Source organism: Actinoplanes sp. NPDC048796 (assembly GCF_040650035.1).
Lineage (GTDB): Bacteria > Actinomycetota > Actinomycetes > Mycobacteriales > Micromonosporaceae > Actinoplanes.
Genome location: NZ_JBEZGO010000001.1, coordinates 185,593 through 212,188, shown reverse-complemented (window position 1 = coordinate 212,188; position 26,596 = coordinate 185,593). Strand labels below are relative to the sequence as shown.

Genomic DNA, 26,596 nt, shown 5'->3' with positions numbered 1-26,596 from the left:
TTCCTAGGAGATTCTGAGAATGCCCATTTCCGGTTTTCCCGAATGGATGCCGCCGCAGCGCATGATCGAGCAGCGGGTGATCGACCGCGCGCGGGCCACGTTCGAGCTGTATGGCTACGCCCCGCTGGAAACGCGATCGGTCGAGCCGCTGGAGACCCTGCTCAGCAAGGGGGAGACCTCCAAGGAGGTCTACCTGCTGAGCCGCCTGCAGGCCGAGGAGGGTCAGAAGAGCGACGACCAGCTCGGGCTGCACTTCGACCTGACCGTGCCGTTCGCCCGCTTCGTCACCGAGAACGCGGGCAAGCTCCAGTTCCCGTTCAAGCGCTACCAGATCCAGAAGGTGTGGCGCGGCGAGCGGCCGCAGGAGGGCCGCTACCGCGAGTTCCTTCAGGCCGACATCGACGTGGTCAACCGGGGGACGCTGCCGTTCCACTACGACACCGAGATGCCGCTGGTGATCGGGGACGTGCTGTCGGGGCTGCCGCTGCCGAAGGCCCGCATCCAGGTCAACAACCGCAAGGTGTGCGAGGGCTTCTACCGGGGCCTGGGTCTCGAGGACACGGCTCAGGTGCTGCGCGTTGTCGATAAATTGGACAAAATCGGCCCCGCCAAGGTCATCGAGCAGTTGATCGAGACGGCCGGCGCGTCCCAGAAACAGGCCGAGGCGTGTATCCAGCTGGCGGAGATCTCATCGGAAAACGGCTCGTTTGCCGATGCGGTTCGCCAACTGGGCGTCACTGACCCGCTCCTGGACGAAGGGCTCGAGGAACTGCTCCAGGTCGTCGAGACGGCCCGCGACATCAACCCCGGCCTGGTGGTGGCCGAGCTGAAGATCGCGCGGGGCCTCGACTACTACACCGGCACGGTCTACGAGACCCAGCTCGAGGGCTACGAGCGTTTCGGGTCGGTCTGCTCGGGTGGCCGCTACGAGAACCTGGCCACCGTCGGCAACGAGAAGTTCCCCGGGGTCGGCATCTCGATCGGCGTCTCCCGCATGCTCGGCGTCCTGTTCGGGCAGAACGCCCTGTCCGTCTCCCGCTCGGTGCCGACCTGCGTGGTGGTCGCGCTGCCCAACGAGGAGCTGCGGCGCTCGTGCGACCGGACGGCGGCCGCCCTCCGCAAGCGCGGCATCCCGGCCGAGGTGGCGCCGACCGCCGCCAAGTTCGGCAAGCAGATCCAGTACGCCGACAAGCGCGGCATCCCGTACGTCTGGTTCCCCGGCCGCGAGGGCGAGCCCGACACGGTCAAGGACATCCGCTCGGGGGAGCAGGTCGAGGCCGACGCCGCCACGTGGGCCGCGCCGGCGGCCGACCTGTACCCCGTGGTCAGCGGGTCCTGAACGGTTCCACGTAGGACGACTTCAGGGTGACGGCCTGGTCGCCGCAGAGCGCGGTGACCAGGAAGTCGCTCGCCGCCACGTCGATCGGGTGCGGTTCGGTGGGCGAGGTCTGATAGAAGGCCATGCTCTGCGCGTACGTCACCTGACGCACCCCGTCCGGGCTGTGCCAGGAAACGGTCTGGTGGCCGATGGTTCCGCCGTCGTGTCCCCAGATCCGGCCGCACGGCAGATCCACGTAGTAGAGGCCGAGCCCGTACCCGTCCACGCCCGTGGTGGTCTTCATCTGGGCCAGCAGGGACGGCTTGAGCAGGCGGCCGGTCAGCAGCGCGCGGTAGAACACGTTCAGGTCGCGGGCGGTGGAGACGATCTCGCCCGCGGCCCAGCCCCACGACATGTTGCAGCGGGTGAAGTCGCGCAGCTCGCCGTCGGTCCACGGGACGTACGCGTGCATGTGCGGCCCGCGGATCAGCGGATCCGTACCCTCGAAGTAGGTGTCCCTGAGCCCGAGGGGCTGCAGGATCCGCCGGCCGATCTCACCGCGGTAGCTGTGCCCGGTGACCTTCTCGACGATCAGCCCGGCCAGCACGTAGTTGGTGTTCGAGTACGAGTAGACGCCGGGCTCGGTGGGCGGGGCGGCCAGCCCGATCCGGACCAGCTGCTCCGGCCGGTACGTCCGCTCGCACAGCGTGATGATGTCCTCGGCCGTCTTCAGCAGTTCGGTGTCGTAGTCGCCGATCCCGCTGGTGTGGTTGAGCAGCGTCCGCAGGGTCACCCGCCGCCCGACGTCGGCCGGCACCAGCCGGGGCAGATAGCGCCCGATCGGCGCGTCCAGGTCGAGCCGGCGTTCCCCGGAGAGCTGGAGCACGGTCGTGGCCAGGAACGTCTTCGAGATGCTGCCGACGCGGTGGCGCAGGCCGTCGCGGACCGGCTCCCCGGTGGCCACGTCGCTGACCCCGGTCGTCAGCCGCAGGGTCTTCTTCCCGTCCCGCACCTCGGCAAACGCACCCGGCATGCCGGCCGCGTGCACGGCGTCCAATTTCTCCTGCAAAAGCGACTTGTCGGAAGCGGCCGCGGGAACGGCCGGGGCGATCAATCCGACGGTGGCGATCAGAGCGATGAGCGCGCGTCGTACCAAGACTGCCTCCTCGAGGGTCGGTCGTGGCCATCCATCGTGGTCGACGCGTGCCAGCCCCGCGCTCACCGGCGGGGTGGGGGAGTAACCTACGGTTGCGTAACCGTAGGGAGTGCTGGGCAGTTGGAGGTTGGGGACATGGATCAGACCGCCTTGCTCATCGAGCTGGAGCCCGTTGTGGCGACCAACCTCGACCGGCACCTCTCGCTGGCCAAGGAGTGGTTCCCCCACGAGTACGTGCCGTGGAGCGACGGCCGCACCTTCGACGGCCTGCTCGGCGGCGACCCCTGGCGCGAGGACGACTCGCAGATCCCCGACGTCGCCCGCACCGCCCTGATCGTCAACCTGCTCACCGAGGACAACCTGCCCTCGTACCACCACGAGATCGCCACGCTCTTCGGCCGCGACGGCGCCTGGGGCACGTGGGTGCACCGGTGGACGGCCGAGGAGGGCCGGCACGGCATCGCCCTGCGCGACTACCTGACCGTCTCGCGGGCCGTCGACCCCACCGAGCTGGAACGCGCCCGCATGTCACACATGCAGGCCGGTTACAGCAACGGGCACCCCGACGAGATCCTGCACTCGATCGCCTACGTGGCCTTCCAGGAGCTCGCCACCCGCATCTCGCACCGCAACACCGGCAAGGCCACCGGCGACCCGCTCGCCGAGCAGCTGCTCGCCCGCGTCGCCGCCGACGAGAACCTGCACATGGTCTTCTACCGCAACTTGCTGGCCGCCGCCTTCGACCTCGACCCCAACCACGCCATGCGCGCGGTGACCGACGTGGTCAGCTCGTTCGAGATGCCCGGCGCCAACATCGAGGGCTTCGGCCGCAAGGCGCTGTCGATAGCCTTGGCCGGCATCTACGACCTGCGCCAGCACCGCGACGAGGTCCTGCAGCCCGTCATCCGCCAGTGGAACGTCTTCAGCCGAACCGACCTGACCGGCGACGGCGAGAAGGCCCGCGAGGAACTGGCCGCCCACATGGCCGACCTGGACACCCAGGCCGCCCGCTTCGAGGAGAAGCGCGAGGCCCGCCGCCAGCGCCTCCTGCGCAAGACCTCTTAGAGATACGGAATCAGCGACAAGCCCCCGCCGCAGGGCCCAGCTGAGAGGTGGTCCGGGCCGTCCCCGGCCGCCGGGCTGTCCGGCAACGCCCGCGCCTGGCGGCGCTGACTCAACCCACGCCCGGCGAGACCGCTCCGGCCTCAGAGCCCGCCCAGGCCGTTCCGGGCGGCGTGACTGGGTGACAGGGTGATCGGCCCGGCCCACCCCCGGATGACGGCGCGGATCTGGCTGCGCCGGGGTCGAGCGGGATGGACATCACGGCCCTGTGCCCAGTTGTCCAACAGGCCCCGAGTGGTCTCCAGCGCGGTGGTCACCATGGTGTGGGCCGGTCCGGTTCACCGCAGCCGTCGTCCGGGAAGTGATGGTGCCGAAGAATGCGCGCCAGTTCGTTGACCGAGCGTTGCAACGGGGTGGCGTCCGCCGGGTCGTCGCCACACGTTTGCCATCCCTCCTCCCGTGCCGCGGCGACCACGTCAAGGGCGAGCAGCTCGATCTGCCGTAGGTGATCCCGCCCGTCGAGTTTCTGCCTCCAGCGTCGGCACAGTGTGGTCGATGCTGGAGAATCCTGTCGCACGATTTGGGCCGGGGCCGGCCGGCGGCGCTGTCCAGTGGTGCTCCTCGACCGGGCCGAAGACCTGCTCGTCCCGGGGGCGGTCATTCGCCTGCCAGGTCTCGTAACCGTCGGAGGAGGCCATCTGGAGGCGCTCGACGCACATCGGGTCGAAGAAGAGGCGGGTGCCGTGGTGGAGGCGGAACTCGGCGCAGCGGACCAGGAACGAACCGGGGGCGGGGTCGGGTTCGAGCGCGCCGAAGCGGGCGGTCGCCGCGTAGCGGATCTCGGTTATCGGGTGGGGCATGGTGGTGTCGAAGAACAGGGAGCCGATCGAGGCGGTGGCGAACTCCTCGTCCTCGCCGATCATGTAGTCCGAGGTGGTGGGCTCGGTGGCGAAGCTGAGGGTCAGGAAACCTTCGTAGGCGGTGCCGTCCAGGTGGAGCAGGCGGTCGCCCAGGTCGAGGTAGGCACGGCCCATCAACCGGGCGAAGCGGGGTGGTCCGTTGTCGGTGTCCAGGTATCCGGGTAGCAGGATGTCGTGCAGGTGGGCGCCGTCGAGGGCGGTCAGCAGGGAGTTCATGGTTTGAGCTTTCGTTGCAGGACAGCCCGGCGGCGGGCGACGGCCCGGACCACGACGGCGCTGATCCCCGTGGCGGGTGGTCTTTCGTCGATCCCGTATCGCTAAAGGTTGAAGAGCATGCAACTCGACATGGCCTGAGCCACCAGGCGGTCCTGGGAGTCGGTCAGGCGGGCCTCGGCCAAGGCGGTGCGGCGGCCGCTCTGCAGGACGCTGCCGGTGCAGGTCAGGCGGCCGGAGGTCAGGGTCACGGGGCGCAGGAACTTCACGTTGAGGTCGAGGCTCGTGTAGCCGACGCCGGCCGGCAGGGTGCTGTGGACGGAGCAGGCGGCGGCCGTGTCGAGCAGGGTGGAGATGACGCCGCCGTGCATGGTGCCCAGGGGGTTGTAGTGGAACTCCTGGGGGTCCAGGTAGACGGTGACCGCGCCCTCCTCGACGTGCATGCCGGCCGAGTCGATGAGGTGCATGATCGGGGGCGCGGGGAGTTCGCCCGAGGCCATGGCCCGCAGGAGTTCCAGGCCGGATCGGCGGCCGATGAGCTCGGCGTGGACCGCGGGGTCGGTCCAGCTGAAGGTCCGGGTACGCGTGTCCTGCTGGGTCTGGGTCATGGACGCAGCCTCGCAGTCGTTTGCTGGGTCTGTCCAGTGGACTTAGCCTGGTGTCGTGAATTCCACTGAGGCGCTGGAATGGTCGGTAGATGCCTGCACGATCGAGCGGTCGATGGCGATCCTCGGGGAGAAGTGGACCGTGGTGGTGCTGCGGGAGATCTTCAGCGGGATCCGGCGCTTCGACGACATGCGGGTGCGTACCAGGATTCCGCGGCAGGTGCTGACCAACCGGCTGGCCACCCTGGTCGAGAACGGGGTGCTGCGCCGCGAGCCGTACCAGGAGCCAGGGGCGCGGGTCCGGCACGAGTACCGGCTGACGGCCAAGGGGTTCGACCTCTACCCGGTGATGATCGCGGTGGCCGCGTGGGGCGACCGTCACCTGGCCGATCCGGAGGGGCCGCCGCTGCGGTTCGAGCATCGCGGCTGCGGTCACGAGGTAGGTGTGCGGGTGGTCTGCGACGGCGGGCATGAGGTCGGTGATTACCGTGAGGTGCTGCCCCGGCCGGGGCCGGGAGCGCGGCGCCGGTAGATTCTCGCGGTGAGTCCATGGTCGCCGCTCCGGGAGCGGGTCTTCCGTCATCTCTGGATCGCCGTGCTGGCCGGCAACGTCGGCACCTGGATGCAGACGGTCGGCGCGCAGTGGCTGGTGGTCGGCGAGCCGAACGCGGCCACCTGGGTGTCGCTGGTGCAGACCGTGACCATGCTGCCGGTGCTGCTGCTGGCGCTGCCGTCGGGGGCGCTGGCCGACGCGGTCGACCGGCGGCGGTTGCTGCTGGCCGTGCAGCTCGGGCTGTTCGCGGTGGCCGGCGTGCTGACCGTGCTGACGATCCTCGACCTGATGCCGCCGGTGCTGCTGCTGGTCTTCACGTTCCTGCTGGGCGTGGGGCAGGCGCTGACCCTGCCGACCTGGCAGGCGGTGATCCCGGAGGTGGTGCCGCGCGACGAGCTGCCGGCGGCGTCGGCGCTGGGCGCGGTCAACACGAACCTGGCCCGGTCGGCCGGGCCGGCGGTGGCCGGCCTTCTCGTCGCGCAGACGGGGTCGGCGACGGTTTTCGCGATGAACGCTTTGTCGTACGGGGTTTTCGCGCTCGCTCTTTTCCGGTGGCGACGGCCCGCCCGGAAACTCCCGCAACCTGAACCTTTCGGGCAGGCGGTACGGGCGGGCGCGCGATATGTCCGCTATTCGCCGACGGTCATGCGCATCCTGGCGCGAGTTGTGGCTTTTGTCGTGCCGGGAGCGGTCGTCTGGGGACTCCTCCCGCTGGTCGCTCACCAGGAGCTGCGCATGGGCGCGAGCGGCTACGGCATCCTGCTGGCGGCACTCGGCGTGGGCGCGATCGCCGGCGCGCTGCTGATGCCCCGGATCCGGCAGCGGCTGTCGCCGAACCGGCTGATCGTGCTGGCCGGGCTCGTCTACGGCGGGGCGCTGGTGGTCACCGCGCTGGTGCCGAACGTGATCGCGGTGACGGCCGTGCTGGTCCTGGCCGGGCTGGCCTGGATGACGCTGGTCTCGCGGATGAACGCCACCCTGCAGCTCTTCCTGCCGAACTGGGTACGGGCCCGCGGCTTCGGGATCTACCAGGTGGTCTTCGCCGGGTCGCAGGCGCTCGGGGCGCTGGTCTGGGGGCAGGTGGCCTCGCTGTTGGGCCTGGACACGGCCTTCCTGGCCGCCGCGGTGGCGCTGCTGGCGGGCACGGTGACGATCCGCTGGTGGCCGGTGCACGAGCAGGACGGCGCCGACCGGAGCCCGGCCATCTTCTGGGCCGAGCCGCACATCATGCTCGAGCCGCACCTGGACGAGGGGCCGATCCTGGTCACCGCCGTCTACCGGGTCGCGGCGGACAAGGCCGGCGAGTTCGTCGCGGCCATGGAGGCGGTACGGGGTTCGCGGCAGCGCACCGGCGCGTCGCGGTGGGGTCTGTTCCGGGACGGCGAGGAACCGGGCAAGTACGTCGAGGTCTACCAGGTGCCGACCTGGGAGGAACACCTGCGCCAGCACGAGGGGCGGATGACCGGCAGCGACGAGCAGGCCGAGAAGCGGGCGCTCGCGCTGGCCGCCGGGCCGCCCGAGGTCACTCACCTCCTGCCCGCCCATAACGCCGATTAGCCGGATGTTTCGGTTTTGTTCCGATTAGCCTCCTAGTGAAGGGGGGCGCGTCGCATGAAGATCGAATCCCTGCGCCGGCTGCGCGGCCCGAACGTGTACCTCTCCCGGCCCGCCATGGTCGCCCGGCTGCGGCTGGAGGAGCTGACCGGCGTCGAGACCTCGGACGTGACCGGCTTCGCCGAGCGGCTGCTGCGGGCGCTGCCGGGGCTGGCCGAGCACCACTGCGCGGCGGGCGCGCCGGGCGGGTTCGTGAGCCGGTTGCGCGGGGGGACGTACTTCGGTCACGTCACCGAGCACGCCTGCATCGAGCTGTCGCAGATGATCGGCCGGGACGTCAGCTTCGGCCGTACGGTGTCGGCGGGCGCACCGGGCCTCTACGACCTGATCATCGAGTGCCCGGTGGACGAGTCGCCCGACTCGTCCCTGCCGGCCGAATTGCTGCAGGCCGCGGTCGACCTCGTGCTGAGCGCGCACGCCGGCGGCGCCGTGGGAAGGACCGGGCTCGAGCGCTTGTCCGATCTGGCCGAGAGGGAAGCGGCCGGGCCGAGCACCCGGGCCATCATCACGGCGGCGCGGCGGCGGGGGATCCCGGTCGAGCGCTTCGACGACCTCAGCCTGCTGCGGCTCGGCTGGGGTGTGCGGCGGCGGCTGGCCTGGGCCGCCATGACCGACCGGACCAGCGGCGTCGGCGTCGACATCGCCGGCGACAAGCAGGTCACCCGCCGGCTGCTGGGCGAGGCGGGAGTGCCGATGGCCGAGGGCGGCCCGGCCCGTACGGCCCGGGAAGCAGTTGATCTTCTCGCCCGCCTCGGCGGGCCCGTCGTGATCAAGCCCCGTCAGGGACGGCACGGCGAGCACGTGACGCTCGACGTGGGCACCGCCGCGCAGGCCGAGCGGGCCTTCGAGGCGGCCGGCCGGGACGTGATCGTGGAGCGGCAGCTCGCCGGCCGTGACTATCGCGTGCTCGTCGTGGCCGGTGAGGTGGTGGCCGCGGCCGAGCGGATCGCCGCCCACGTGGTCGGCGACGGCCGGTCGACGATCGCCGAACTGATCGGGCGGACCAACGCCGACCCCCGCCGCGGCATCGGCCATTCCCGGTTGCTCACCCGGGTCGAGGCCGACCCGGACCTGCTCGAGCGCCAGGGATGGGCGCTCACGGGCGTACCGCCGAGCGGGGTTGCCGTCTGGCTGGCCGGCACGGCGAATCTCTCCACCGGCGCCACCAGCCACGACGTCACCGACCGGGTGCATCCCGACGTGGCCCGGCTCTGCCTGCGGGTGGCCGCGCTGCTCGGCCTCGACATCGCCGGGATCGACCTGCGGCTGCCCGACATCGCCGAGCCGGTGCCGCCGGTGACCGACGGCGGCGAGGTCGCCGGGGGCGTGATCGAGGTCAACGCGGTGCCGGGCCTGCGCATGCACCTGGCCCCGGTGCGCGGCCGGGCCCGCGACGTGGGCGACGCGATCGTGCGGGCGATGTTCCCCGGCGGCTCCGACGGGCGCATCCCGACCGCCGCCGTCACCGGCACGAACGGCAAGACCACGGTGGTCCGGCTGGCCGCGCATCTGCTGGCCGCCGGTGGTACGGGGGTGGGCCTGACCACCACCGACGACGTGCGCGTGGGCGGGCGGGTGATCTACCGGGCGGACGCCACCGGGCCGCTCTCGGCCCAGATGGTCCTGGGTGACCCGAGCGTTCAGGTGGCCGTGCTCGAGACGGCGCGCGGCGGGCTGATCCGCCGCGGCCTGGGCTACGACTGGTCGGACGTCGGCGTGATCACCAACATCACCGCCGACCACCTGGGGCAGGACGGCCTCGAGACGATCGAGGACCTCGCACACGTCAAGGCGCTGGTCGCCGAGCGGGTCCGCGAGGGCGGCACGCTGGTGCTCAACGCCGACGACCCGTGGGTGCGCAACCTGGTCGAGCGGCCCCGGGTACGGGCCGACCGCAAGCGGATCGTCTGGTTCGGCCTGGACGCGCGGCAGCCGGTGGTGGTCGAGCATCTGGCCAAGGGCGCGACCGCGTACCTGCTCCAGGACGGCTGGCTGACCCAGGCCACCGGGGCCCGGCGGACCCCGCTGATGCGGATGGCCGAGCTGCCCGGCGCGTACGGGGGAGCGGCACCCCACGTGGTGGCGAACGCGCTGGCCGCGATCGCCACCGCCCGCGCGCTCGGCGCCGGCCAGGAGGACGTGGTGCGCCGCCTGACCGAGTTTCGGTGGACGGTCGACAACCCGGGCCGGGCCACGCTGCTGCGGCTGGGCGACGTCTCGGTCTTCGTGGACTACGCGCACAACCCGGCCGCGCTCGCCGCCACACTGCGCACCCTGCACAAGCTGTGGGGCCCGGACCGCTGCGTGGTGGCGCTGACCCTGCCCGGCGACCGGCGCGACGACCTGCTGGCGGGAAGCGCCCAGGTGGTCGCCGACGGCGTGACGCGGGCGGTCCTCTACGAGGATGAGGACCCGGGCGGGCGGGCTCCCGGTGAGGTGTCCGAACTGGTCGAGCGGGAGATGCGGGCGCGCCGCCCGCAGCTGACGGCGGTGCGGGCGCGGGGCTACGAGGAGGCCGTGCCGGCGGCGCTGCGGCTGGCCCGCGCGGGCGATGTGGTGCTGGTCATCTACGAAAAGCTCGACCCGGTGCTGGACCTGTTGGCTCGGCTGGGCGCGCTCCCGGCCGGGGAGGCGCCCGTGCCGGTGCGGCTGACTCCGCCGAAGCGGCCGTCGCCGGCGTCGGTACTTTTCGGGAACGGGAGCGTTCCCGCGACGGATCGACACGCCGCGTTCTCAGGTTGGCATGAGAAATAGGCTGATCAGCGGAGGTATTCACCCGATCAGCGGGGGTTGCTCAGGTCAAGGCTTCAACAATTGCCCTACGGTAAGTAATTGCTCATGATCGTTACCTGTGGCGGTCCGTTATCTTTCGGCGACCGCCAGTTAAGCGGCTCTTAAGGGGCGGCGGGAATCTCGTTCCTGCCGTCACTTCCGATGAAGCGGGCATTCACCGCCTTATCCGGATATCGCCACCCGACGTCAGTCGGAGATCCGACTTTCGGGGGTCTTCCCCCTGGGCGCCACGGCCGGGATGCGTCGTGAAACGGACGGTAACGAACCGCAGGTAGACCGCCCGACGCGGGATTCTGATACAGGCGATCATCGGCTAGCATCCGACCCGTCGATGGGGAAAGCTTCCCCCGGCGCTGAGGAGCATGGCGGTGCGACTCGGCGTTTCTCACGAGGCGCGCATGTGGGGGCACATGAGCCAGCCGGACCTGCCCGGTTCGAGTTTGCTGGCCGGTCGTTATCGACTGGTCGAGCGGCTCGGCGCCGGCGGGATGTCAGTGGTGTGGCGAGGGTTCGACGAGGTCCTCGGGCGCCAGGTCGCGGTCAAGGTGTTGCCGCCGTCGACCAGCACGGACCCGGCGTTCCGCCGCCGGCTGCGCGCGGAGGCGCAGGCGGCCGCCCGTCTCAGCCACCCGAACATCACCAACGTCTACGACTACGGCGAGGCGACCACCGCCGACGGTGAGCCGGTGCCGTACGTCGTGATGGAGCTGATCGACGGCGAGTCGCTGGCCGCCGTGCTTGCCCGCGCGCGCAAGCTTCCCTGGCAGCACGCCGTGCGGATCACCGCCGAGGTCGCCGCCGCCCTGGCCGCCGCGCACGCCCGCGGCATCGTCCACCGCGACGTCACCCCGGCCAACGTCATGCTCACCCCGACCGGGGCCAAGGTCGTCGACTTCGGTATCTCGGCCCTGATCGGCGAGAACGACATCGACCCCGACGGCAGCCTGCTGGGCACGCCGGCCTACCTCGCGCCCGAGCGGCTCGAGGGCGGCCAGGTCAGCCCGGCCACCGACGTGTACGCGGTGGGCCTGCTGATCTACCGCACGCTGATCGGCCAGCTGCCGTGGGACGTGGGCACCACCACGGCCCTGCTCCGCGCTCACCAGTACGTCGAGCCCGACCCGCTGCCGCCGGTGGAGGGCCTGCCGGCCGAGGTGGACGCCCTGGTCGGCCGCTGCCTCGAGAAGCGGCCGGCCGACCGGCCGTCCAGCGCCGAGCTGGCCCGGATCCTGGCCGCGCTTTCGGCGGGCGCGCCCGCGGTGGCCCGCGGTTATGTGCCCGAGTGGGCCGACGACGCCGAGAACACGACGATCCTGCCGACCGCGAACGAGTACATGACCGAGGCGGCGGCGGCCGCGGCGGCCGCGGCCGCTCCGCAGTCCCCGGCGCCCACGTCGGGCAACCCGGCCGCCCCGGCCCGCAACAGCCGGTTCGCCGGCCTCGAGTCGGTGCCGATCGAGGCCGGGCAGCAGCTGCGCCCGGCCTACGGCAACCAGGCCGCGCCGGCCGCGGGGCAGCGCGGCCCGGGCAACCGGACCCGGCGCATCCTGGTCGTCACGGCCGGCGTGCTGCTGCTGGCCATCGGCACGTACGGCTGGAGCGCCAGCGGGAGCAGCCCCAAGGACAAGACGGCGATCGCCGGGCCTCAAGTGGTGGCGCCGACGGGCGAGTGCGTCGTCAACTACGCGGTCGTGAACGACAGCAACGGCCGGTTCAGCGCCCAGGTCACGGTGGCCAACAAGGACGACACCCCGGTCAACGACTGGAAGCTCTGGTTCCTCATGCCGGGCGACCAGACCATCTCCGGCAACGGCCGGACCACGCTGAACCAGAACGGCCAGAGCATCGAGGTCAGCTCGCCCACGGCGGCCGCGATCAAGGCGAAATCGACGGTGAGCGTGCCGATCACCGGCCGGTACACGTCGACCAACATCGCGCCGCTGACGTTCACCCTCAACGGCGCGACGTGCGAGACCTTCGTGTCGACCAAGCCGGGCGGCCCGCCGCAGAAGGTGGAGCAGCTCAGCGATGGCAGCACGCGGCTGGTGCCGACGACGACCGATCCGGGCTACAGCATCGCGCCCGACGGCACCGTCACGATCACCCCGACCGTGAAGCCGACCGGGGGCGTCAACGTCAAGCCGATCACCACGTCGCCCAAGCCGGGCACGACGACCACGCTGCCCAAGCCGGGCACCACGACGACCGGGACCACGACCACCCCGGCAACCACCCCGACGGGAACGCCGACCACCACGACCGGCGGCGGCGCGCCCGACCCCGAGCCTCCGCCACGTACCACGCCGACGCCGACACCCACGCCGACACCGACGCTGCCGGTCGAGGAGGGGCCGACCGATCCTCCGGCGACGCTCAACTGCGACGACCCGGAGGAGGATCCGAACTGTGACGCCGGTGCCGGGCCCAACCTGCCGCCCGACGTCCCCTGATCCACGGTGCTGCACAGGGCCGGCCCGGCTTCCGGGCCGGCCCTGTCGCGTCCGCCCCTAAAAAGCAGACGACACCCCGCGCGGCACGGAGTTAGGGTGAACCTGATGGCGCATGCATTTTCTCCCGATTCGCCCGGCGTGTTGGCCGGGGCGGGAGGGGCGCGCGAGGAAGATGAGGTTTGCTCTTTCCGCTCCGATCGGTTGTAACCACCGCCGACCGGGCATTAAGGGCAGCGCACTAGTTGTCGTACATCGGGGAGTTCGACATGATCAGCATTGTCAAGGATCTGGCGGCGGAGGCCCTCTTCGTCTCGGATCTCCAGCCGTCCCAGTGCCCCAGTCAGGCGGCCGTCGAGCGGGCGGTCACCGCCATGCTGCTGCTGCACGGCAGCGACGGATGCGCGGCGGAGGTGGCGCTGGAGTTCGGCGACCACCCGGACATCGCCGTCACGCGCATGCACTGGGTGCACGAGGAGCTCACCGGGGTCCTGCGGAACCGGCACGTCGCCGCCTTCCACTGAACCTGAGCTTTTCTCACGAAAAGCACCCTAATAGCAACCGAGTTCGGCCGCCTTCGCACCTTTCGTTCGTAAAAGTTCTTCTCGTTAGCCGGTTTTCACGCAACCGGTCGAATAGCGAGGAGGACCACGTGAGCGACACGACCGAACTCCCCGCCACCATCGGCACGACCCACGACGCGCCGTCCGCGCGGGACATCGAGGACCTCGTCCGCGAACACATGCCGATGGTTGGCCACCTGGTCCGGGAACTGCTGAACCGCGTACCCGGCCACGTCCACGCGGACGACCTTTCCTCGGCCGGATTCGCCGCCCTGCTCGGCGCGGCCCGGTCCTTCGACGTCACCCGCGGCATCCCGTTCCACCGATTCGCCGCGGTACGCATCCGCGGCGCGCTCCTGGACGAGCTCCGCGGCCAGGACTGGGCCAGCCGCTCGGTCCGGGCCCGGGCCCGGCGCACCGCCGCCGCCCGCCAGGAACTGACCGCCGCGCTCGGCCGCACACCCACCGACGCCGAGGTGGCCGAGATGCTCGGCATCGGGGTGCAGGAGCTGGCGACGGTCGAGGACGACGTGCAGAAGGCGGCGCTGCTCAGCCTCCAGGGCTTCCCCACCGGGGCGGCCGAGGAGATGGTGCCCGAGCTGTCCGAAGGCCCCGAGGACCTGCTGCTCAAGAGGGAGCGCCTCGGCTACCTGCACCAGGCGATCCAGGCGCTGCCCGAACGGCTGCGCCTGGTCGTCACCGAGTCCTTCCTGCAGGAACAGCCCCTCAGCGACGTGGCGGCCCGGCTCGGCGTCACCGAGTCGCGCATCTCCCAGCTGCGCACCGAGGCGCTGCAACTGCTGCGCGAGGGCCTGAACAGCTCCCTGGCCCCGGAACTGCTGACGGTGGCCGCGGGCGGCCCGAGGACACGTAAGGGCTGCATGCAGCGGCGCCGCAGCGAGTACTTCGCCCGCGTGGCCCAGCAGGGCAACCTGCACACCAGGCTGGCCCTCACCGACGCCCACGGCGTACCGATCGCGGTAGCGGCCTGAGCTCACCCGACGGCGAGGGCGGCTCCGGCCGACCTCGCCGCGTACAACGGATCGAAGGCCGCACACAACGGGTCCAGGGCCGCGCGCACCTGCCGGATGTCCCGGCCGACCGCGGTGGCCAGCATGCCCGGGCCGGCGAGCGGCATGAGCACGGCCTCGCCGCCCAGCAGCGCGGGATCCGCGACGGTGGTCGTGACCACGGTGCCGATCGCCCGGCCGCCGCCGAGCACGGCGGCGCCGGACCAGCCGGGAGCGGACGGGCCCACCGAGAGGTCATGGCGGTAGAGGGTCCGGCCGGCATGACGGACGGTGGTCTCGGTCCGTACGTCGCCGGGGTCCTCGCCGTGACGGCCGCAGACCAGATCGTCGCGCCAGAGCAGGCGGCCCCCGTCGGCCACCTCGACCCGGGTGACGGTGACGTGGTCGCAGCCGGCGGCGGCGATCAGCGGCTCGGGAAGCCAGCGCAGCTCACCGCCCTCGGCCACCCGGGCCTGGACCTCGTAGCGGGACGTGGGCAGATGGGACCGGCCGGGGAGCGCGAGCTGAGCCGCGACGCTGCGAATCTCTAGGGTCGCCCCGGAACCGACGGCGATCTCCAGGCGGAGGTCGTCGCCGCGCAGCGGTCCGGCGGCGCCGCCCACGAGGTGGACCCGGCCCGGCCCGGTGCGCCGCACCAGCAGCGGCGACTCCCCGCGCAGCTCGGCGGGCCGGGTGCCGCCGCGCCCGTCGGACTCGGCGGCGATCCGCGCGAACGCCTTCACCGTGCGGCGACCAATCCCCGGACCCAATCGGCCACCGGGGTGGCGGCGCGGTCCTCGACCAGAGACAGGAAGACCGTGGGCAGCTCGCCGCGGCGGGCCCGGGCGTCACGGTCCATCACCGACAGGTCGGCGCTGACCAGCGGGGCCAGGTCAGTCTTGTTGATCACCAGCAGGTCGGCGGTGGTGACGCCGGGGCCGCCCTTGCGGGGCACCTTGTCGCCGCCGGCCACGTCGACCACGAAGATCTGCTGGTCGATCAGGCCCTTGCTGAACGTCGCGGTCAGGTTGTCGCCGCCGCTCTCGACCAGCACGAGGTCGAGCGGGCCGAGCGCCGCCTCCAGGTCCTCGACGGCGTCCAGGTTGGCCGAGATGTCGTCGCGGATCGCCGTGTGCGGGCAGCAGCCGGTCTCGACCGCGCGGATCCGCTCGACCGGGAGCACGCCGTTGCGCTTGAGGAAGTCGGCGTCCTCGGTCGTGTAGATGTCGTTGGTGACCACGGCGAGCCGCATCTCGTCCCCGAGCGCCCGGCACAGGGCGGCCACCAGCGCCGTCTTGCCCGACCCGACCGGCCCGCCGATGCCCACCCGCAGCGCCCGGGGCGCGTCGGGGAGGGGCGCGTGCGGGTCGACGCCCGGCTCGGGATGCGTGTGCGGCACCTCGTCAGCGGCATGCGTGTGAGTTTCAGGATGCAAAGAGACGCACCTCCCAGGTGGCGTGGAGCTCGGCGCCGATGTCGAGCAGGGGAGCGCCCGCGGCCGGCAGGTCGCCGACCGGGTCGCCGGCCCGGGCCGCGGCCGACGCCGCCACCCGGTCACAGTCGGGGGCGAGCCGGGCCAGGAGCCCGTGCACCGCGTACGGATCGAGACCCAGCAGCCGCACCCCGGCGCTGGCCGACCCGGTGACGGTGCCGTGCGCCGCGGCGACGGCCGCCTCGAGAGGTCCCAGGCCGGCCGCCCGGGCCAGCACGCCGAGGGCGACCGGCTGATGCGGTTCCCGCCCGATCTCCGGGAGCGCCCACATGGCCCGGCCCGCCCGCAGCAGCGCCCGGCCCTGGGCCCGCGACGCCTTCCGGAGCGCGGGCGACGGCGTACGGGAATCAAGCCCTTCGTCCAGGTCCGCCAGGTTTTCCGGCGTGCGGTGGCAGGCCGCGGCGGCGAAGGCGGCGGCGACCAGGCCCGAGGTGGCCAGCTTGCCGCGGAGGAAGCCGGCCAGGCCGTCGAGGTCACGCACCCGGCCCGCCGAGACCTGCGCCTCCAGGCCACCCGAATGGGCGTGGCCGCCGGCCGGGAGGCGGCCGTCGGCCAGCAGGAGCAGCGTCGCGAGGCTCATGGTCAGAACAGGAAGTAGCGCTGGGCCATGGGCAGCTCGGTCACCGGCTCGGGCTCGATGATCTCGCCGTCCACCCGGACCTCGAACGTGTCGGCGTCCACCTCGATGCGGGGGAGGGCGTCGTTCAAGGGCATGTCGGCCTTGGTGACGTGGCGGGTGTCGGCGACCGGGGCGAACGCGCGCTTCACGCCGACCCGGTCGGTCAGCATGGCGTCGATGGCGGCCGGGGCCACGAAAGCCAGCGACGTCTGGGCCGGGACCACGCCGTACGAGCCGAACATGGGTCGTGGCAGCATCGGCTGCGGCGTGGGAATCGAGGCGTTCGCGTCGCCCATCTGCGCGGAGGCGATCATGCCACCCTTGAGGACCAGCGACGGCCGTACGCCGAAGAAAGCGGGCTCCCACAGGACGAGGTCGGCCAGCTTGCCCGGCTCGACCGAGCCGACCTGATCGGCCATGCCGTGCGCCACCGCCGGGCAGATCGTGTACTTGGCGACGTAGCGGCGGGCGCGGTTGTTGTCGGCGGCCGTGTCACCGGGGAGGGCGCCGCGGCGGGCCTTCATCACGTGGGCGGTCTGCCAGGTCCGCAGGATGACCTCGCCGACGCGGCCCATGGCCTGCGAATCGGAGCCGATCATCGAGATGGCGCCCAGATCGTGCAGCAGATCCTCGGCGGCCATGGTGGACGGGCGGATCCGGCTCTCGGCGAACGCCAGATCCTCCGGCACGGCCGAGTTGAGGTGGTGGCAGACCATCAGCATGTCCAGGTGCTCGCTGAGGGTGTTGCGGGTGTACGGCCGGGTCGGATTGGTCGACGACGGCAGGACATTGGGCTGCCCGGCGACCGTGATGATGTCGGGCGCGTGGCCGCCGCCGGCGCCCTCGGTGTGGTACGCGTGGATCGACCGGCCGCCGATCGCCCGCAACGTCTCCTCGACGAAGCCGGCCTCGTTGAGCGTGTCGGTGTGGATCGCCGCCTGCACGCCGGAGGCGTCACACACCCGGAGGCAGGCGTCGATCACGGCGGGAGTGGTGCCCCAGTCCTCGTGCAGCTTGAAACCCCCGGCGCCCCCGCGCAGCTGCTCCCACATCGACTCGGCCGACATGGTGTTGCCCTTGCCGAGAAGCAGGACATTGACCGGGTACGTGTCGATGGCCTCGAGCATCCGGGCCAGATACCAGGCGTTCGGGGTGACGGTGGTGGCTTTGGTGCCCTCGGCCGGCCCGGTCCCACCCCCAATGATCGAGGTGATGCCGGACGCGATCGCGGTGTCCAGAATGGTCGGGCTGATCAGGTGAACGTGACTGTCGATCGCCCCCGCGGTGAGGATCTTGCCGTTACCAGCGATGATCTCGGTGCCGGGCCCGATGACAAGATCCGGATGTACGCCGTCCATGGTGTCCGGGTTGCCGGCCTTGCCGAGCGCGACGATCCGCCCATCCCGGATGCCGATGTCAGCCTTGACGACACCCCAGTGGTCGAGCACGACAGCACCGGTGATGACGGTGTCGGGCGAGCCCTCGGCCCGGGTGGCCCGCGACTGCCCCATCGACTCCCGGATGACCTTCCCACCCCCGAAGACGACCTCGTCGCCCGGCCGGGGTCCGGCGCTGCGATCCTCTTCGACCTCGATGAGCAGATTGGTGTCGGCAAGCCGGATCCGGTCGCCGACCGTAGGCCCGTAGAGAGCCGCGTACCGGCTCCGCTCAAGGCGCCCCGCGCTGGTCATCACAAGCTCCCGTTCTGCGGTCCGGCCGTGGTCATCGCCAGCTCCCGTCCTGGTCTATACGCGGTCACGGCGCGCTCCCGTCCCACGGTCCGGCTGCGGTCACCGCCAGCTCCCGTCCTGGCCCGTACGCGGTCACTGCGTTCCCCGCGCCGCGGTTGGTCCGCGCTCCCGCGCCGCGGTTGGTCCGTAATTACCGCGTTCTCGCGGTGCGGTTCGTCGCCGGTCACCGCGCTCTTGCGCCGCCGTTGGTCCGCGGTCACCGCGTTCCCGCGCTGCGGTTGGTCGGCGGTCATCGCGTTCCCGTGCCGCGGTTGGTCGGCGGTCATCGCGTTCCCGTGCCGCGGTTGGTCGGCGGTCATCGCGTTCCCGCGCCGCGGTTGGTCCCCGGTCACCGCGAACTCCCGTCTTGGGCGCATTCCCTCAAGACAACAAATCGGAAATATCCGAAAGGTGGGCGGGTGAGGGCGAGCGGGCGGTGGGAGCGCCGCGCCCTGCCGTTCGGTCGCGGTCACCGCGACCTTCCGTTCTGCGGTCCGGTCGTGGTCACCGCGACCTTCCGTTCTCCGGTCCGTCTGCGTCACCGCGAGCTTCCGTTCTCCGGTCCGGCCGTGGTCACCGCGACCTTCCGTTCTCCGGTCCGGTCGTGGTCACCGCGACCTCCCGTTCTCCGGTCCGTCTGCGTCACCGCGAGCTTCCGTTCTCCGGTCCGTCTGTCGAAGGCGATAAATCGGAAATGTCGGAGAACGAGCGCGAGGGAGGAGGGGCGGTCGGGAGTGCGGCGCCTTGCGGTCCGGCAGCGGATGGGCCGGTGGTGGTCTGCGGGCTGGTGGTGGCCGGGTCGGTGGTGGTCTGCGGGGCGGTGATGGGGAACCCGGGGGTGGGGGGAGGTGGGTCCAAGGGGCCGGCTGCCAAGCCTCGTAGGCCGGGGACTATGCGGGCGCCGGCCAAGGGGATCAGGGTGATGTCCCGGGGCATGCCGGGTTCGAAGCGGACCGATGTGCCGGCGGGGACGGCCAAGCGGTGGCCCCAGGCCGCGGTGCGGTCGAAGTCCAAGGCCGCGTTCGACTCGGCGAAGTGGAAGTGGGAACCGACCTGGATGGGGCGGTCGCCGGTGTTGCGGACGGTCAGGGCTATGGGCGTACGGCCGGAATTTATCTCGATGTCGCCGTCGCCGTGGAGGATCTCGCCGGGGATCATGCGATCGGCCCGTGGACGGTGACCAGCTTTGTGCCGTCCGGGAACGTCGCCTCGACCTGGACCTCGCCCAGCATCTCGGGGACGCCCGGCATCACGTCGTCGCGGGTGAGGACCCGCCGTCCCGCGTCCATCAGGTCGGCTACCGTGCGGCCGTCGCGGGCGCCCTCGAGCAGGAACGCCGTGATGATCGCCGTGGCCTCGGGGTGGTTGAGCTTGAGGCCCCGTTCGCGACGTTTCTGGGCGACGTCGGCCGCCACGTGGATGAGCAGCCGTTCCTGCTCGTGCTGGCTGAGGAACAAGGGACCTCCCCGGTTAGCGCTCCGCGAGCCTCGCAGGCCGACGTTTCGCTCGTGTTACCCGTTCGTGGCGCGAGCCTCCAAGGTGATCAAACCAGGCTCGCGCACACGAAGCGGGGAAACGCGCTCAGGCCCCGGTGTAGAGAACCGCGTCGATCTCGATGTCGAAGCCGACCAGCGGCACCGGCAGGGTGGTCCGCACCGGCGGGTTCTCGCCGTTCACGTACTCCTTGTAGATCTCGTTCATCTCCGCGAAGTCGTCGAAGTCGCGCAGGTAGACGCCGAGCCGTACGGCCTGGTCGAGGCTCGCGCCGGCCGCCTCGGCCACCGTGGCCAGGTTGCGGAAGGCCGCGTGGGCCTGCTCGGCGAAGCTGCCGGTGACCCAGGTGCCGTCGGGCAGCGACGGGATCGCCCCGGCCAGGTAGATGAAGTCGCCGGCGACGACCGCCTGCGAGTACGGCCCGCCGACCGGGCCCGCCTTGTCGGTGTTGATGGCGCGCTTGGGCATCAGATGTCCCCCTCGGATGTTCGCGGAAACTGCTCGGCCAGCCCGTCCACGCCGACCAGCGGCGCGGCGAGCATCTCCCGAAGATCTTGCTCCCGCCGGTCGAGCGCCGCGCGCTGGGCACCGGTCAGCGGGACCCAGGGGGCCGGTGGGGCCGGCAGTCGCGGCCGCAGCAGCCGGCCGGCCACGTAGGTCGCGGTGTTCACCAGGCGCACCGGCGCCCGGCGTACCTGGCGGTGCGAGTCGACGACCTCGTGCTCCTCGTCGCGTACCTCGAAAACCGCCAGATCGGCCGGCGAGCCCGGCGTCAGCGTGCCGCCCGGCAGGCCGAGGATCTCGGCCGGGCGGGTGGTCGCCATCGCCAGCACGTCGGGCAGCGGCAGGCCGACCGCGAGCAGTTTGGCCATCGTGGTCGGCAGGTCGAACACCGGGCCGTACAGCGATCGGCAGTGCAGGTCGGTCGAGACCGTGTCCGGGATGATGCCCGATTCGAGCTGCCGTTCCAGCACGTCGAAGGCGAATCCGCCCGAGCCGTGCCCGATGTCGAACCGGACCTCCCGGCCGAACGCCGCCTTGACGGCCGGCCCGAGCGGCTCGGCGATCCCGCTGGAGCAGTGGGTGACGATGTCGCCCGGCCGCAGCAGATCCAGCACCTCGTCCAGCTGCGGCGGTGTGGTCCCGACGTGGACCATGACCGGCAGGCCGCATGTCTCGCCGACGGCCAGCGCGCGCCGCAGCGGCTCCACCCCGTTGTCGCCCACGGTGTCCCGGTCGACGCGGACCTTGACACCGCGGATCAGCTCGCGGTGCGCCTGCACGGTGTCGATGGCCAGGGCCACGTCGCAATTGTCAAGGTCACGACCTTCGCCCGTACGGCCGGAAAGCCCCACCGCCGAGATGTTCAGGAGCACGGGGACCCGTACCTGAAGAACCCTGTTCGTCAGATCCGGCAGTGTGTAAGCGCCCGTCGATCCGGCGTCGACCCACGTCGTCACGCCCGTGTACCAGGCCACCGAGTCCGGCGAGATCCCCCAGTATCCCGGCCCGACATGAGTGTGCAGATCGATCAGTCCCGGCGTGACCAGCTTGCCGCTGACGTCCACAATCGTGCGGGCGTCCCGCGGCAGGTTCGTGCCCACCGCCGCGATCTTCCCGTTGGTCACCGCCACATCGAACGGCTCGCCCCCGCTCAGGAGCAGGTCGTGCGTCACTCGCATACTGTAATAAGCGATGATTCCGCAGCCGGTGTCCATCACCCGTAAAGACGGCTTCTTCCACCTAAATCCGGCCGTGCCGCTCGACGCCGGGCCCGGTCTCGACGGCGTGGCCACCTGGCTTCGCCACGCTCTGCGCTGCCCACTCCCGCCCGGGCGGGGCGGCGTCACGCTGCGCGTCGACGACGCAAAACCGCTTGAGGGGTACGCCCTGACGTGCGCCCCGACCTCCTTGGAGATCGTCGGCGGGTCGCCCGCGGGCGTGTTCCGGGGCGCGCAGACCCTGCGCCAGCTGCTGCCCGCGGCGGCGCTGCGCCGGGCCGGCGAGGTGGACTGGAACGTTCCCGCGGTGCACATCACCGACCAGCCCCGGTTCGCCTGGCGTGGCGTGATGCTCGACGTGGCCCGCCATTTCATGCCGGTGGCCGACGTGCTGCGCTTCCTCGACCTGGCCGCGTTCCACAAGCTGAACGTCCTGCACCTGCACCTGACCGACGACCAGGGCTGGCGCGTGGAGATCCCCGGCTGGCCCCGCCTGACGTCGGTCGGCGCCTGGCGCCCGTCCTCGATGCTGGGCGCCCGCGTCCACGCCCGCGACGACGGCCGCCCGCACGGCGGCTTCTACACGACGGACGACCTGCGCGAGATCGTGGCGTACGCGGCGTCGCTGCACATCACCGTGGTCCCGGAGGTCGACATGCCCGGGCACATGCAGGCCGCGGTGGCCGCGTACCCCAGGCTCGGAAATGGTTTCTCCGGCGGCGTCCGGACCACATGGGGCATCTCCTCGCACGTGCTCAACCTGGGCGAGGAGGCCATGGCGTTCTGCCGCGACGTCCTGGACCACCTGTGCGACATCTTCCCCTCGGAGCTGATCGGCATCGGCGGCGACGAGTGCCCACCGGGCGAATGGGAGGGAAGCCCCCTGGCGGCCCGGCTGGGCCTGCCCGGCGTGCAGCCGTGGTTCACCGCCCAGATGGCCGCCCACCTGGCCCGTTCCGGCCGCCGCCTCTACGGCTGGGACGAGATCCTGGCCGGCGGCACCCCACCCGGCGCGGTGGTGGCGGCCTGGCGGGGCCCGCGCCCGACCACGGTGGCGGCCCGCCTGGGCCACGACGTGGTGTCCTGCCCCGACATAGCGGTCTACCTGGACTACCGCCAGTCGGACGACCCGGGCGAGCCCACCCCGGTCGGCACCCGGCTGACGCTGGAGGACGTGTACGGCTTCGACCCCGTCCCGCCAGGTCTGACGGAGCGGGAGGCGGCCCACGTCCTGGGCGGCCAGGCAAACGTCTGGACCGAACACATGGAGAACGCCCATCGCGTCGACTACATGACATACCCGCGGTTGTGCGCCCTGGCCGAGGCGGTGTGGGACCCGCCGGGCCGCTCCTACGAGTCGTTCCGGGCGCGTTTGCCGGAGCATTTGTCCCGCTTGGACGCCCTGGGGGTCAACTACCGCCCACTGACCGGCCCGCGCCCGTGGGACGCCCGCCCCGACGCTCCCGGCAACCCGCGGAGCATGCCCGACCGCTTGGCCGAGCTGGCCGAGATGACCGCCGACCTCCCGCCCACGGACTGACAGGATCTCCCGCCCTTTTTCGTCCACTCTTTCCTTCTCGCGTGTCCCTCTCTCCTCTGCGGGCGCCGTGACCTGTGAGTATCCATGGCCTATAGTTGAACATGTTCAATTATAGGAGGTCGCTGTGTGGGCCCTGGTCAACGCGCTCATCACGCTCGGCATGGTGCTCGTGGTGCCGGCGGGCCTCCGCCTCATCGGCGTCGAAGGCCCGGTCGCCGGGTCGTGGCCCTTCGCGGCGGCCGCAGGCGCGGCGAGCCTGTGGCTACCGCGCGGCATTCCAGCGACCGGCCTCGCGGTCCTCTACGCGCTCGCGGCTGTGGCACTCGCCCTTCAGGCCCTACAGCCCCGGTTTCTTACCCCGGCCCCAGCCCCAGCCCCAGCCTCGGCGGCGACTCCGGCTTTCGCCCCAGCACCTACTCTGGGTCCAGCTCCAGCCGTCATTCCGTCCCCGGCGCTCATCCCGGCTCCAGCCCTCGGCTCAGCCGCGGCGCTCACTTCAGCCCCGGCTCCGACACCAGCGCTTGCCCGGCTCCCGGTTTGGTGTTGGCGCCGGCTCTCGCGCGGGTGGCGGGAGTGGATTGCTCTGGCGACCGCGCTGGCCGGGCCCGCTGTCGCGGCCGGGGCGCTGGTTGCCGAGCGGGCCGGGTACCGGCTGTTCGGGTTCGAGCTGGGTGTGCTGACGCTGACCGTGGCGCACTTCCACTTCGCCGGGTTCGCGGCCGCGCTGATCGCCGGGCTCCACCGGCGCCTGGCGCCCGGTCGCCTCGCCGACGCGGCCGTGCTCACCGTGCCGGCGGGCACGCTGCTGGTGCTGGCCGGCTACTTCACCAGCGAGTTCGTCGAGCTGGCGGGCGCCCTCGTCCTCACCACCGGCATGTGGGCCATGGGCTGGTCGACGTGGCGCCACGCCCGTACCCGCGTCCCCGACCGCCTCACCGCCGCTCTGCTGGCCACCTCGGCTCTCGTCCTGGCCGCCTCGATGGTGCTCGCCGTGAGCTGGGCCTTGGGCGAGGCCACCGGCCTGCCGCACCCGTCGCTGGCCTGGATGGCCGCCACCCACGGCGTGGCCAACGCCCTCGGCTTCGCCGTCTGCGGCCTGGCCGCCTACACCCGCCTCCACACCGCCGCGCTCCGGACGCCCGTACTGACCCGCGACTGACTCGCCGCGCGCCGCCCTCAGCCGGTGCGGAGACCATGAGCGCCTTGCCCGCGACTGGTTCGCCGTGCGGCGCCCTCAGCCGGTGCGAAGACCGCCAGCGCCTTGCCCGTGACGGGCTGGGCGGCGTGGTGCGCCATGCCGTTGGCGCCGTCCCAGCGGCTGATTCGGGCTAGGGCGTCCAGGGCGCCGGCGGCCAGAGACAGAGCGGAAAGGGAAGCGAGGGCTGGGCCGCGCACGAGAGCAGCGACATGGACAGGAGGGGCGACGTCGCGGGGGCAAGGGGCGAAAGCGCGAAACGGGCCTTGAGGACCATCGGAACGAAAAGGGCGAGAACCTGCACGACGCCGGCGGCAACCGGCCACTACGCCCCGTCGCTCCGCCCTTCCTGGTCTGATGACCGCCCGCACCGGTCTCTACCGCCGGGAGGGGGCCTGTGTGGAGGCGCGGCCTGCTGCGGTTCGGGTGAATCGGCGGGCGAGGTGCGCAAAGGCCTCGGCCAGTTCGTCCGGGCCGACGACGTCGATGTCGGCGTCGTAGCGGGCGATCGCGGCGGCCAGGCTGGTCCAGGACCAGGACCCGAGGGTGAGCCGGCACCGGCCGGGGCTGATCTGTTCGACGAGCCCGTCACGGGTGTAGAGCGCCACGGTGGCGGCTGGCAGGTCGAGCAGCACCGTGCCCTGGCACGGCCAGTTGCCGGAGGCGTCGCCGGATCCGCGGAAGACGCCGGTGACGTACGCGGCGACGTCTGCGCCGGGTAGCGCACGGGGAGTGAAGCGTGGCCCGTTGGGGGTGCGCGGGCTGATCCGGTCGACGCGGAAGGTGCGCCAGTCGTCGCGGTCGAGGTCCCACGCGATGAGGTACCACCGTCCGTCCCGGGTGATCACGTGGTGTGGTTCGGCGCGGCGCGGCTGTTTGGTGCCGTCGTCGCCGTACTCGAAGCGCAGGATCTCGCGGGCGCGCACGGCGGCGCTGATGGTCAGGAGCACGTTGCCGTCGACCGGTTCGGCCGGGCGGGTGGTGGGCCGCTGGACGGCGGTGACGTCGAGGGCGCCGAGGCGGTGCCGTAGCCGAGACGGCATCACCTGACGGATGGTATTCAGCGCCCGTTCGGCGTCCTCGGCGAGGCCGCTGTCCGGGGTGGTCGCGGCGATCTGCAGGGCGACGGTGAGAGCGACGGCCTGGTCGTCGTCGAACAGCAGCGGGGGCAGCTCGGTGCCCGCGCTGAGCCGGTAGCCGCCGTCGGGGCCTTTGACCGCGGCGATGGGATAGCCGAGCTCGCGCAGCCGATCGACGTCGCGGCGCACGGTACGCAAGCTGACGTCCAGGCGGTCGGCCAGCACTGTGCCGGACCAGTCCCGGCGGGTCTGCAACAGCGACAGCAGGGCCAGCAATCGCGCGGAAGTTTTCGGCATGAACCTGATTCTGCTCACAGTAGGTGCCACATCCTGTCACCTACTCCTGCAAGTCTTGAACTCGAGCCGGTCAAGCACGGTGCTTCGGCGACGCCGAGAGCCGCTCATCCCCCTTTCATGTACGGAGTCAACACATGTTCGATGTTCTGGGCGATCTCAACTGGCTCGGGATTCTGGTCGGCTTCATCGCCTTGACCCTGCTCGGCGGCCTCTGGTTCGCAGTCCTGTTCCCCAAGGCGTACAACCGCTCGCTCGGCCGCGACACGAACGCGAAAGCGCCGACGACGCCACTGTTTCTCGCCGGGCCACCGCTCACCAGCCTGATCATCACCTTCACCAGCGCAATCCTGTTCGCCGCGCTGAACATCGACGCCTACGGCGACGCGCTGCTGTTCGGCCTCATCGTCGGCTTCGGCTACCTCACCGCGAACACCGTCACCATCGCCATCAACCCCAACTTCCCGCGACCGCTGCTCTACGCAGCGATCTCCGGCAGCTACAACATCGTCGGCAGCCTCGTCGTCAGCACCATCCTGCTGGCCATCTGACACGCGCCGGAAGCGGTCGGATCCACCGGTCCAGCCGCCCACCACCGCTTGCTCTGGTTCCCTCGCATGAGGTCCAACCAGCCCATATCGGGCTGATCCCGCCCGAGAACAACCACCCGAGGAGTCCCGTATGGCCATCACCACCACGACGCACCTGAACTTCCGCGGCGACGCCCGCGCGGCGCTGGAGTTCTACCAGTCCGTCTTCGGCGGACACCTCACCGTCGTCGCCTACGGCGACTTCGGCATGCCCAAGGAACTCCCGGACGCCGACAAGGTCGTCTTCGGCCAGGTCACGGCCGACAACGGGTTCAGCGTCATGGCCTACGACGTGCCCAGCCAGAGCCCCGCCGCTGCGCCGGCCGCGATCACCACCCGTGAGAACGGTATGACCTTGACCGGCGAACGGTTCTTCGTCTCCGTCCGCGGTGAGACCGCCGACGAGGTCAGCGCGCTGTGGGACAAGCTGTCCGAAGGCGCCGAGATCATCGAGAAGTTCGGCCCTTCGCAGTGGGCGCCCGGCTTCGGGATGCTGACCGACCGGTTCGGCGTCACCTGGATCCTCGACGTTGCCGTGGCCTACGCCGGCTGACCCACCACACCCGTTTCCGGTCCGGGGCCGCCGAG

At 71.3% G+C, this 26,596-nt stretch carries 23 protein-coding genes and 1 pseudogene; 12 read left to right on the top strand and 12 right to left on the bottom strand.

Annotation, left to right across the window (positions count from 1 at the left end; all coding sequences use genetic code 11):
* Positions 1-19 precede the first annotated feature (19 nt).
* Positions 20-1,339, top strand: coding sequence for a histidine--tRNA ligase (hisS, locus tag AB0C26_RS01005; RefSeq protein WP_360239478.1), 1,320 nt, complete (start codon positions 20-22; stop codon positions 1,337-1,339).
* Here hisS and AB0C26_RS01000 read toward each other — a convergent pair.
* Positions 1,326-2,474, bottom strand: a complete 1,149-nt coding sequence (locus AB0C26_RS01000) for a serine hydrolase domain-containing protein (protein ID WP_360239475.1) — start codon at positions 2,472-2,474, stop codon at positions 1,326-1,328. The two genes, hisS and AB0C26_RS01000, sit on opposite strands and share 14 nt — an antisense overlap.
* Positions 2,475-2,609: 135 nt before the next feature.
* Between AB0C26_RS01000 and AB0C26_RS00995 the strand changes: the two genes are divergently transcribed.
* Positions 2,610-3,539, top strand: a complete 930-nt coding sequence (locus AB0C26_RS00995; protein ID WP_360239474.1) for an acyl-ACP desaturase — start codon at positions 2,610-2,612, stop codon at positions 3,537-3,539.
* Between the two features lie 473 nt (positions 3,540-4,012).
* Here the strand turns inward: AB0C26_RS00995 and AB0C26_RS00990 are convergent, their stop codons facing one another.
* Positions 4,013-4,672 (bottom strand): hypothetical protein, encoded by a 660-nt coding sequence (locus AB0C26_RS00990; protein WP_360239471.1) that lies wholly within the window; start codon positions 4,670-4,672, stop codon positions 4,013-4,015.
* 101 nt (positions 4,673-4,773) lie between these two features.
* A complete protein-coding gene (locus tag AB0C26_RS00985; protein WP_360239468.1) occupies positions 4,774-5,277 on the bottom strand; it encodes a PaaI family thioesterase in 504 nt (167 codons plus the stop codon).
* A gap of 112 nt (positions 5,278-5,389) precedes the next feature.
* On the opposite strand from AB0C26_RS00985, the gene AB0C26_RS00980 reads away from it, so the two are divergent.
* The 6 genes from AB0C26_RS00980 (at position 5,390) to AB0C26_RS00955 (ending at position 14,236) form a co-directional block, all read left to right on the top strand.
* A complete protein-coding gene (locus tag AB0C26_RS00980) occupies positions 5,390-5,806 on the top strand; it encodes a helix-turn-helix domain-containing protein (protein ID WP_360243424.1) in 417 nt (138 codons plus the stop codon).
* Positions 5,807-5,815: 9 nt separating this feature from the next.
* Complete coding sequence (locus AB0C26_RS00975; protein WP_360239465.1) at positions 5,816-7,384, top strand: MFS transporter; 1,569 nt, start codon at positions 5,816-5,818, stop codon at positions 7,382-7,384.
* Between the two features lie 54 nt (positions 7,385-7,438).
* On the top strand, positions 7,439-10,195 hold the full coding sequence (cphA, locus tag AB0C26_RS00970; RefSeq protein ID WP_360239462.1) for a cyanophycin synthetase: 2,757 nt from the start codon (positions 7,439-7,441) through the stop codon (positions 10,193-10,195).
* A gap of 449 nt (positions 10,196-10,644) precedes the next feature.
* Positions 10,645-12,684, top strand: coding sequence for a serine/threonine-protein kinase (locus AB0C26_RS00965; protein ID WP_360239459.1), 2,040 nt, complete (start codon positions 10,645-10,647; stop codon positions 12,682-12,684).
* Between the two features lie 266 nt (positions 12,685-12,950).
* Positions 12,951-13,205: a hypothetical protein gene (locus AB0C26_RS00960; RefSeq protein ID WP_360239456.1), complete on the top strand. Its 255-nt coding sequence runs from the start codon at positions 12,951-12,953 to the stop codon at positions 13,203-13,205.
* 128 nt (positions 13,206-13,333) lie between these two features.
* Positions 13,334-14,236, top strand: a complete 903-nt coding sequence (locus tag AB0C26_RS00955; protein ID WP_097324464.1) for a sigma-70 family RNA polymerase sigma factor — start codon at positions 13,334-13,336, stop codon at positions 14,234-14,236.
* Positions 14,237-14,238: 2 nt separating this feature from the next.
* Here AB0C26_RS00955 and AB0C26_RS00950 read toward each other — a convergent pair whose 3' ends face one another.
* The 8 genes and pseudogenes from AB0C26_RS00950 to AB0C26_RS00915 all read right to left on the bottom strand — a co-directional run bounded on the left by AB0C26_RS00950 (position 14,239) and on the right by AB0C26_RS00915 (position 21,265).
* Complete coding sequence (locus AB0C26_RS00950) at positions 14,239-14,997, bottom strand: urease accessory protein UreD (protein WP_360239452.1); 759 nt, start codon at positions 14,995-14,997, stop codon at positions 14,239-14,241.
* Positions 14,994-15,689 (bottom strand): urease accessory protein UreG, encoded by a 696-nt coding sequence (ureG, locus tag AB0C26_RS00945; RefSeq protein ID WP_360239449.1) that lies wholly within the window; start codon positions 15,687-15,689, stop codon positions 14,994-14,996. Before ureG ends, AB0C26_RS00950 begins: the two co-directional genes overlap by 4 nt.
* Positions 15,679-16,326 carry an urease accessory UreF family protein gene (locus AB0C26_RS00940; protein ID WP_360239446.1) on the bottom strand — a complete coding sequence of 216 codons (648 nt, stop codon included), beginning with the start codon at positions 16,324-16,326 and terminating at the stop codon, positions 15,679-15,681. Before AB0C26_RS00940 ends, ureG begins: the two co-directional genes overlap by 11 nt.
* A gap of 2 nt (positions 16,327-16,328) precedes the next feature.
* On the bottom strand, positions 16,329-18,056 hold the full coding sequence (locus tag AB0C26_RS00935) for an urease subunit alpha (protein ID WP_360239443.1): 1,728 nt from the start codon (positions 18,054-18,056) through the stop codon (positions 16,329-16,331).
* Positions 18,057-18,968: 912 nt separating this feature from the next.
* Positions 18,969-19,253, bottom strand: a pseudogene (locus AB0C26_RS00930) (urease subunit beta); the annotation flags it as partial.
* Positions 19,250-19,552, bottom strand: coding sequence for an urease subunit gamma (locus AB0C26_RS00925; RefSeq protein ID WP_360239440.1), 303 nt, complete (start codon positions 19,550-19,552; stop codon positions 19,250-19,252). The gene AB0C26_RS00925 and the pseudogene AB0C26_RS00930, both read right to left, overlap by 4 nt.
* A gap of 124 nt (positions 19,553-19,676) precedes the next feature.
* Positions 19,677-20,057: a RidA family protein gene (locus AB0C26_RS00920; protein WP_360239437.1), complete on the bottom strand. Its 381-nt coding sequence runs from the start codon at positions 20,055-20,057 to the stop codon at positions 19,677-19,679.
* Positions 20,057-21,265 carry an amidohydrolase/deacetylase family metallohydrolase gene (locus AB0C26_RS00915; protein ID WP_360239434.1) on the bottom strand — a complete coding sequence of 403 codons (1,209 nt, stop codon included), beginning with the start codon at positions 21,263-21,265 and terminating at the stop codon, positions 20,057-20,059. The genes AB0C26_RS00920 and AB0C26_RS00915 overlap by 1 nt, the downstream gene beginning before the upstream one ends.
* A gap of 19 nt (positions 21,266-21,284) precedes the next feature.
* Between AB0C26_RS00915 and AB0C26_RS00910 the strand changes: the two genes are divergently transcribed.
* Both AB0C26_RS00910 and AB0C26_RS00905 read left to right on the top strand, forming a co-directional pair.
* Complete coding sequence (locus tag AB0C26_RS00910; protein ID WP_360239431.1) at positions 21,285-22,850, top strand: beta-N-acetylhexosaminidase; 1,566 nt, start codon at positions 21,285-21,287, stop codon at positions 22,848-22,850.
* 124 nt (positions 22,851-22,974) lie between these two features.
* Positions 22,975-24,009, top strand: a complete 1,035-nt coding sequence (locus tag AB0C26_RS00905) for a YndJ family transporter (protein WP_360239428.1) — start codon at positions 22,975-22,977, stop codon at positions 24,007-24,009.
* Between the two features lie 413 nt (positions 24,010-24,422).
* Here the strand turns inward: AB0C26_RS00905 and AB0C26_RS00900 are convergent, their stop codons facing one another.
* On the bottom strand, positions 24,423-25,421 hold the full coding sequence (locus tag AB0C26_RS00900; protein ID WP_360239425.1) for a YafY family protein: 999 nt from the start codon (positions 25,419-25,421) through the stop codon (positions 24,423-24,425).
* 134 nt (positions 25,422-25,555) lie between these two features.
* On the opposite strand from AB0C26_RS00900, the gene AB0C26_RS00895 reads away from it, so the two are divergent.
* Positions 25,556-25,969: a DUF1761 domain-containing protein gene (locus AB0C26_RS00895; protein ID WP_360239422.1), complete on the top strand. Its 414-nt coding sequence runs from the start codon at positions 25,556-25,558 to the stop codon at positions 25,967-25,969.
* Between the two features lie 130 nt (positions 25,970-26,099).
* A complete protein-coding gene (locus AB0C26_RS00890; RefSeq protein WP_360239419.1) occupies positions 26,100-26,561 on the top strand; it encodes a VOC family protein in 462 nt (153 codons plus the stop codon).
* The last annotated feature ends 35 nt before the right edge of the window (positions 26,562-26,596 follow it).

What these genes read in the sequence shown, in the direction of transcription:
- hisS (WP_360239478.1), top strand. Translation starts at nt 20, where the DNA reads ATGCCCATTTCCGGTTTTCCCGAATGGATGCCGCCGCAGCGCATGATC.
- AB0C26_RS00995 (WP_360239474.1), top strand. Translation starts at nt 2,610, where the DNA reads ATGGATCAGACCGCCTTGCTCATCGAGCTGGAGCCCGTTGTGGCGACC.
- AB0C26_RS00990 (WP_360239471.1), bottom strand. Translation starts at nt 4,672, where the DNA reads ATGAACTCCCTGCTGACCGCCCTCGACGGCGCCCACCTGCACGACATC.
- AB0C26_RS00985 (WP_360239468.1), bottom strand. Translation starts at nt 5,277, where the DNA reads ATGACCCAGACCCAGCAGGACACGCGTACCCGGACCTTCAGCTGGACC.
- AB0C26_RS00980 (WP_360243424.1), top strand. Translation starts at nt 5,390, where the DNA reads ATGGCGATCCTCGGGGAGAAGTGGACCGTGGTGGTGCTGCGGGAGATC.
- cphA (WP_360239462.1), top strand. Translation starts at nt 7,439, where the DNA reads ATGAAGATCGAATCCCTGCGCCGGCTGCGCGGCCCGAACGTGTACCTC.
- AB0C26_RS00965 (WP_360239459.1), top strand. Translation starts at nt 10,645, where the DNA reads ATGAGCCAGCCGGACCTGCCCGGTTCGAGTTTGCTGGCCGGTCGTTAT.
- AB0C26_RS00960 (WP_360239456.1), top strand. Translation starts at nt 12,951, where the DNA reads ATGATCAGCATTGTCAAGGATCTGGCGGCGGAGGCCCTCTTCGTCTCG.
- AB0C26_RS00940 (WP_360239446.1), bottom strand. Translation starts at nt 16,326, where the DNA reads ATGAGCCTCGCGACGCTGCTCCTGCTGGCCGACGGCCGCCTCCCGGCC.
- AB0C26_RS00935 (WP_360239443.1), bottom strand. Translation starts at nt 18,056, where the DNA reads ATGACCAGCGCGGGGCGCCTTGAGCGGAGCCGGTACGCGGCTCTCTAC.
- AB0C26_RS00920 (WP_360239437.1), bottom strand. Translation starts at nt 20,057, where the DNA reads ATGCCCAAGCGCGCCATCAACACCGACAAGGCGGGCCCGGTCGGCGGG.
- AB0C26_RS00910 (WP_360239431.1), top strand. Translation starts at nt 21,285, where the DNA reads ATGATTCCGCAGCCGGTGTCCATCACCCGTAAAGACGGCTTCTTCCAC.
- AB0C26_RS00900 (WP_360239425.1), bottom strand. Translation starts at nt 25,421, where the DNA reads ATGCCGAAAACTTCCGCGCGATTGCTGGCCCTGCTGTCGCTGTTGCAG.
- AB0C26_RS00895 (WP_360239422.1), top strand. Translation starts at nt 25,556, where the DNA reads ATGTTCGATGTTCTGGGCGATCTCAACTGGCTCGGGATTCTGGTCGGC.
- AB0C26_RS00890 (WP_360239419.1), top strand. Translation starts at nt 26,100, where the DNA reads ATGGCCATCACCACCACGACGCACCTGAACTTCCGCGGCGACGCCCGC.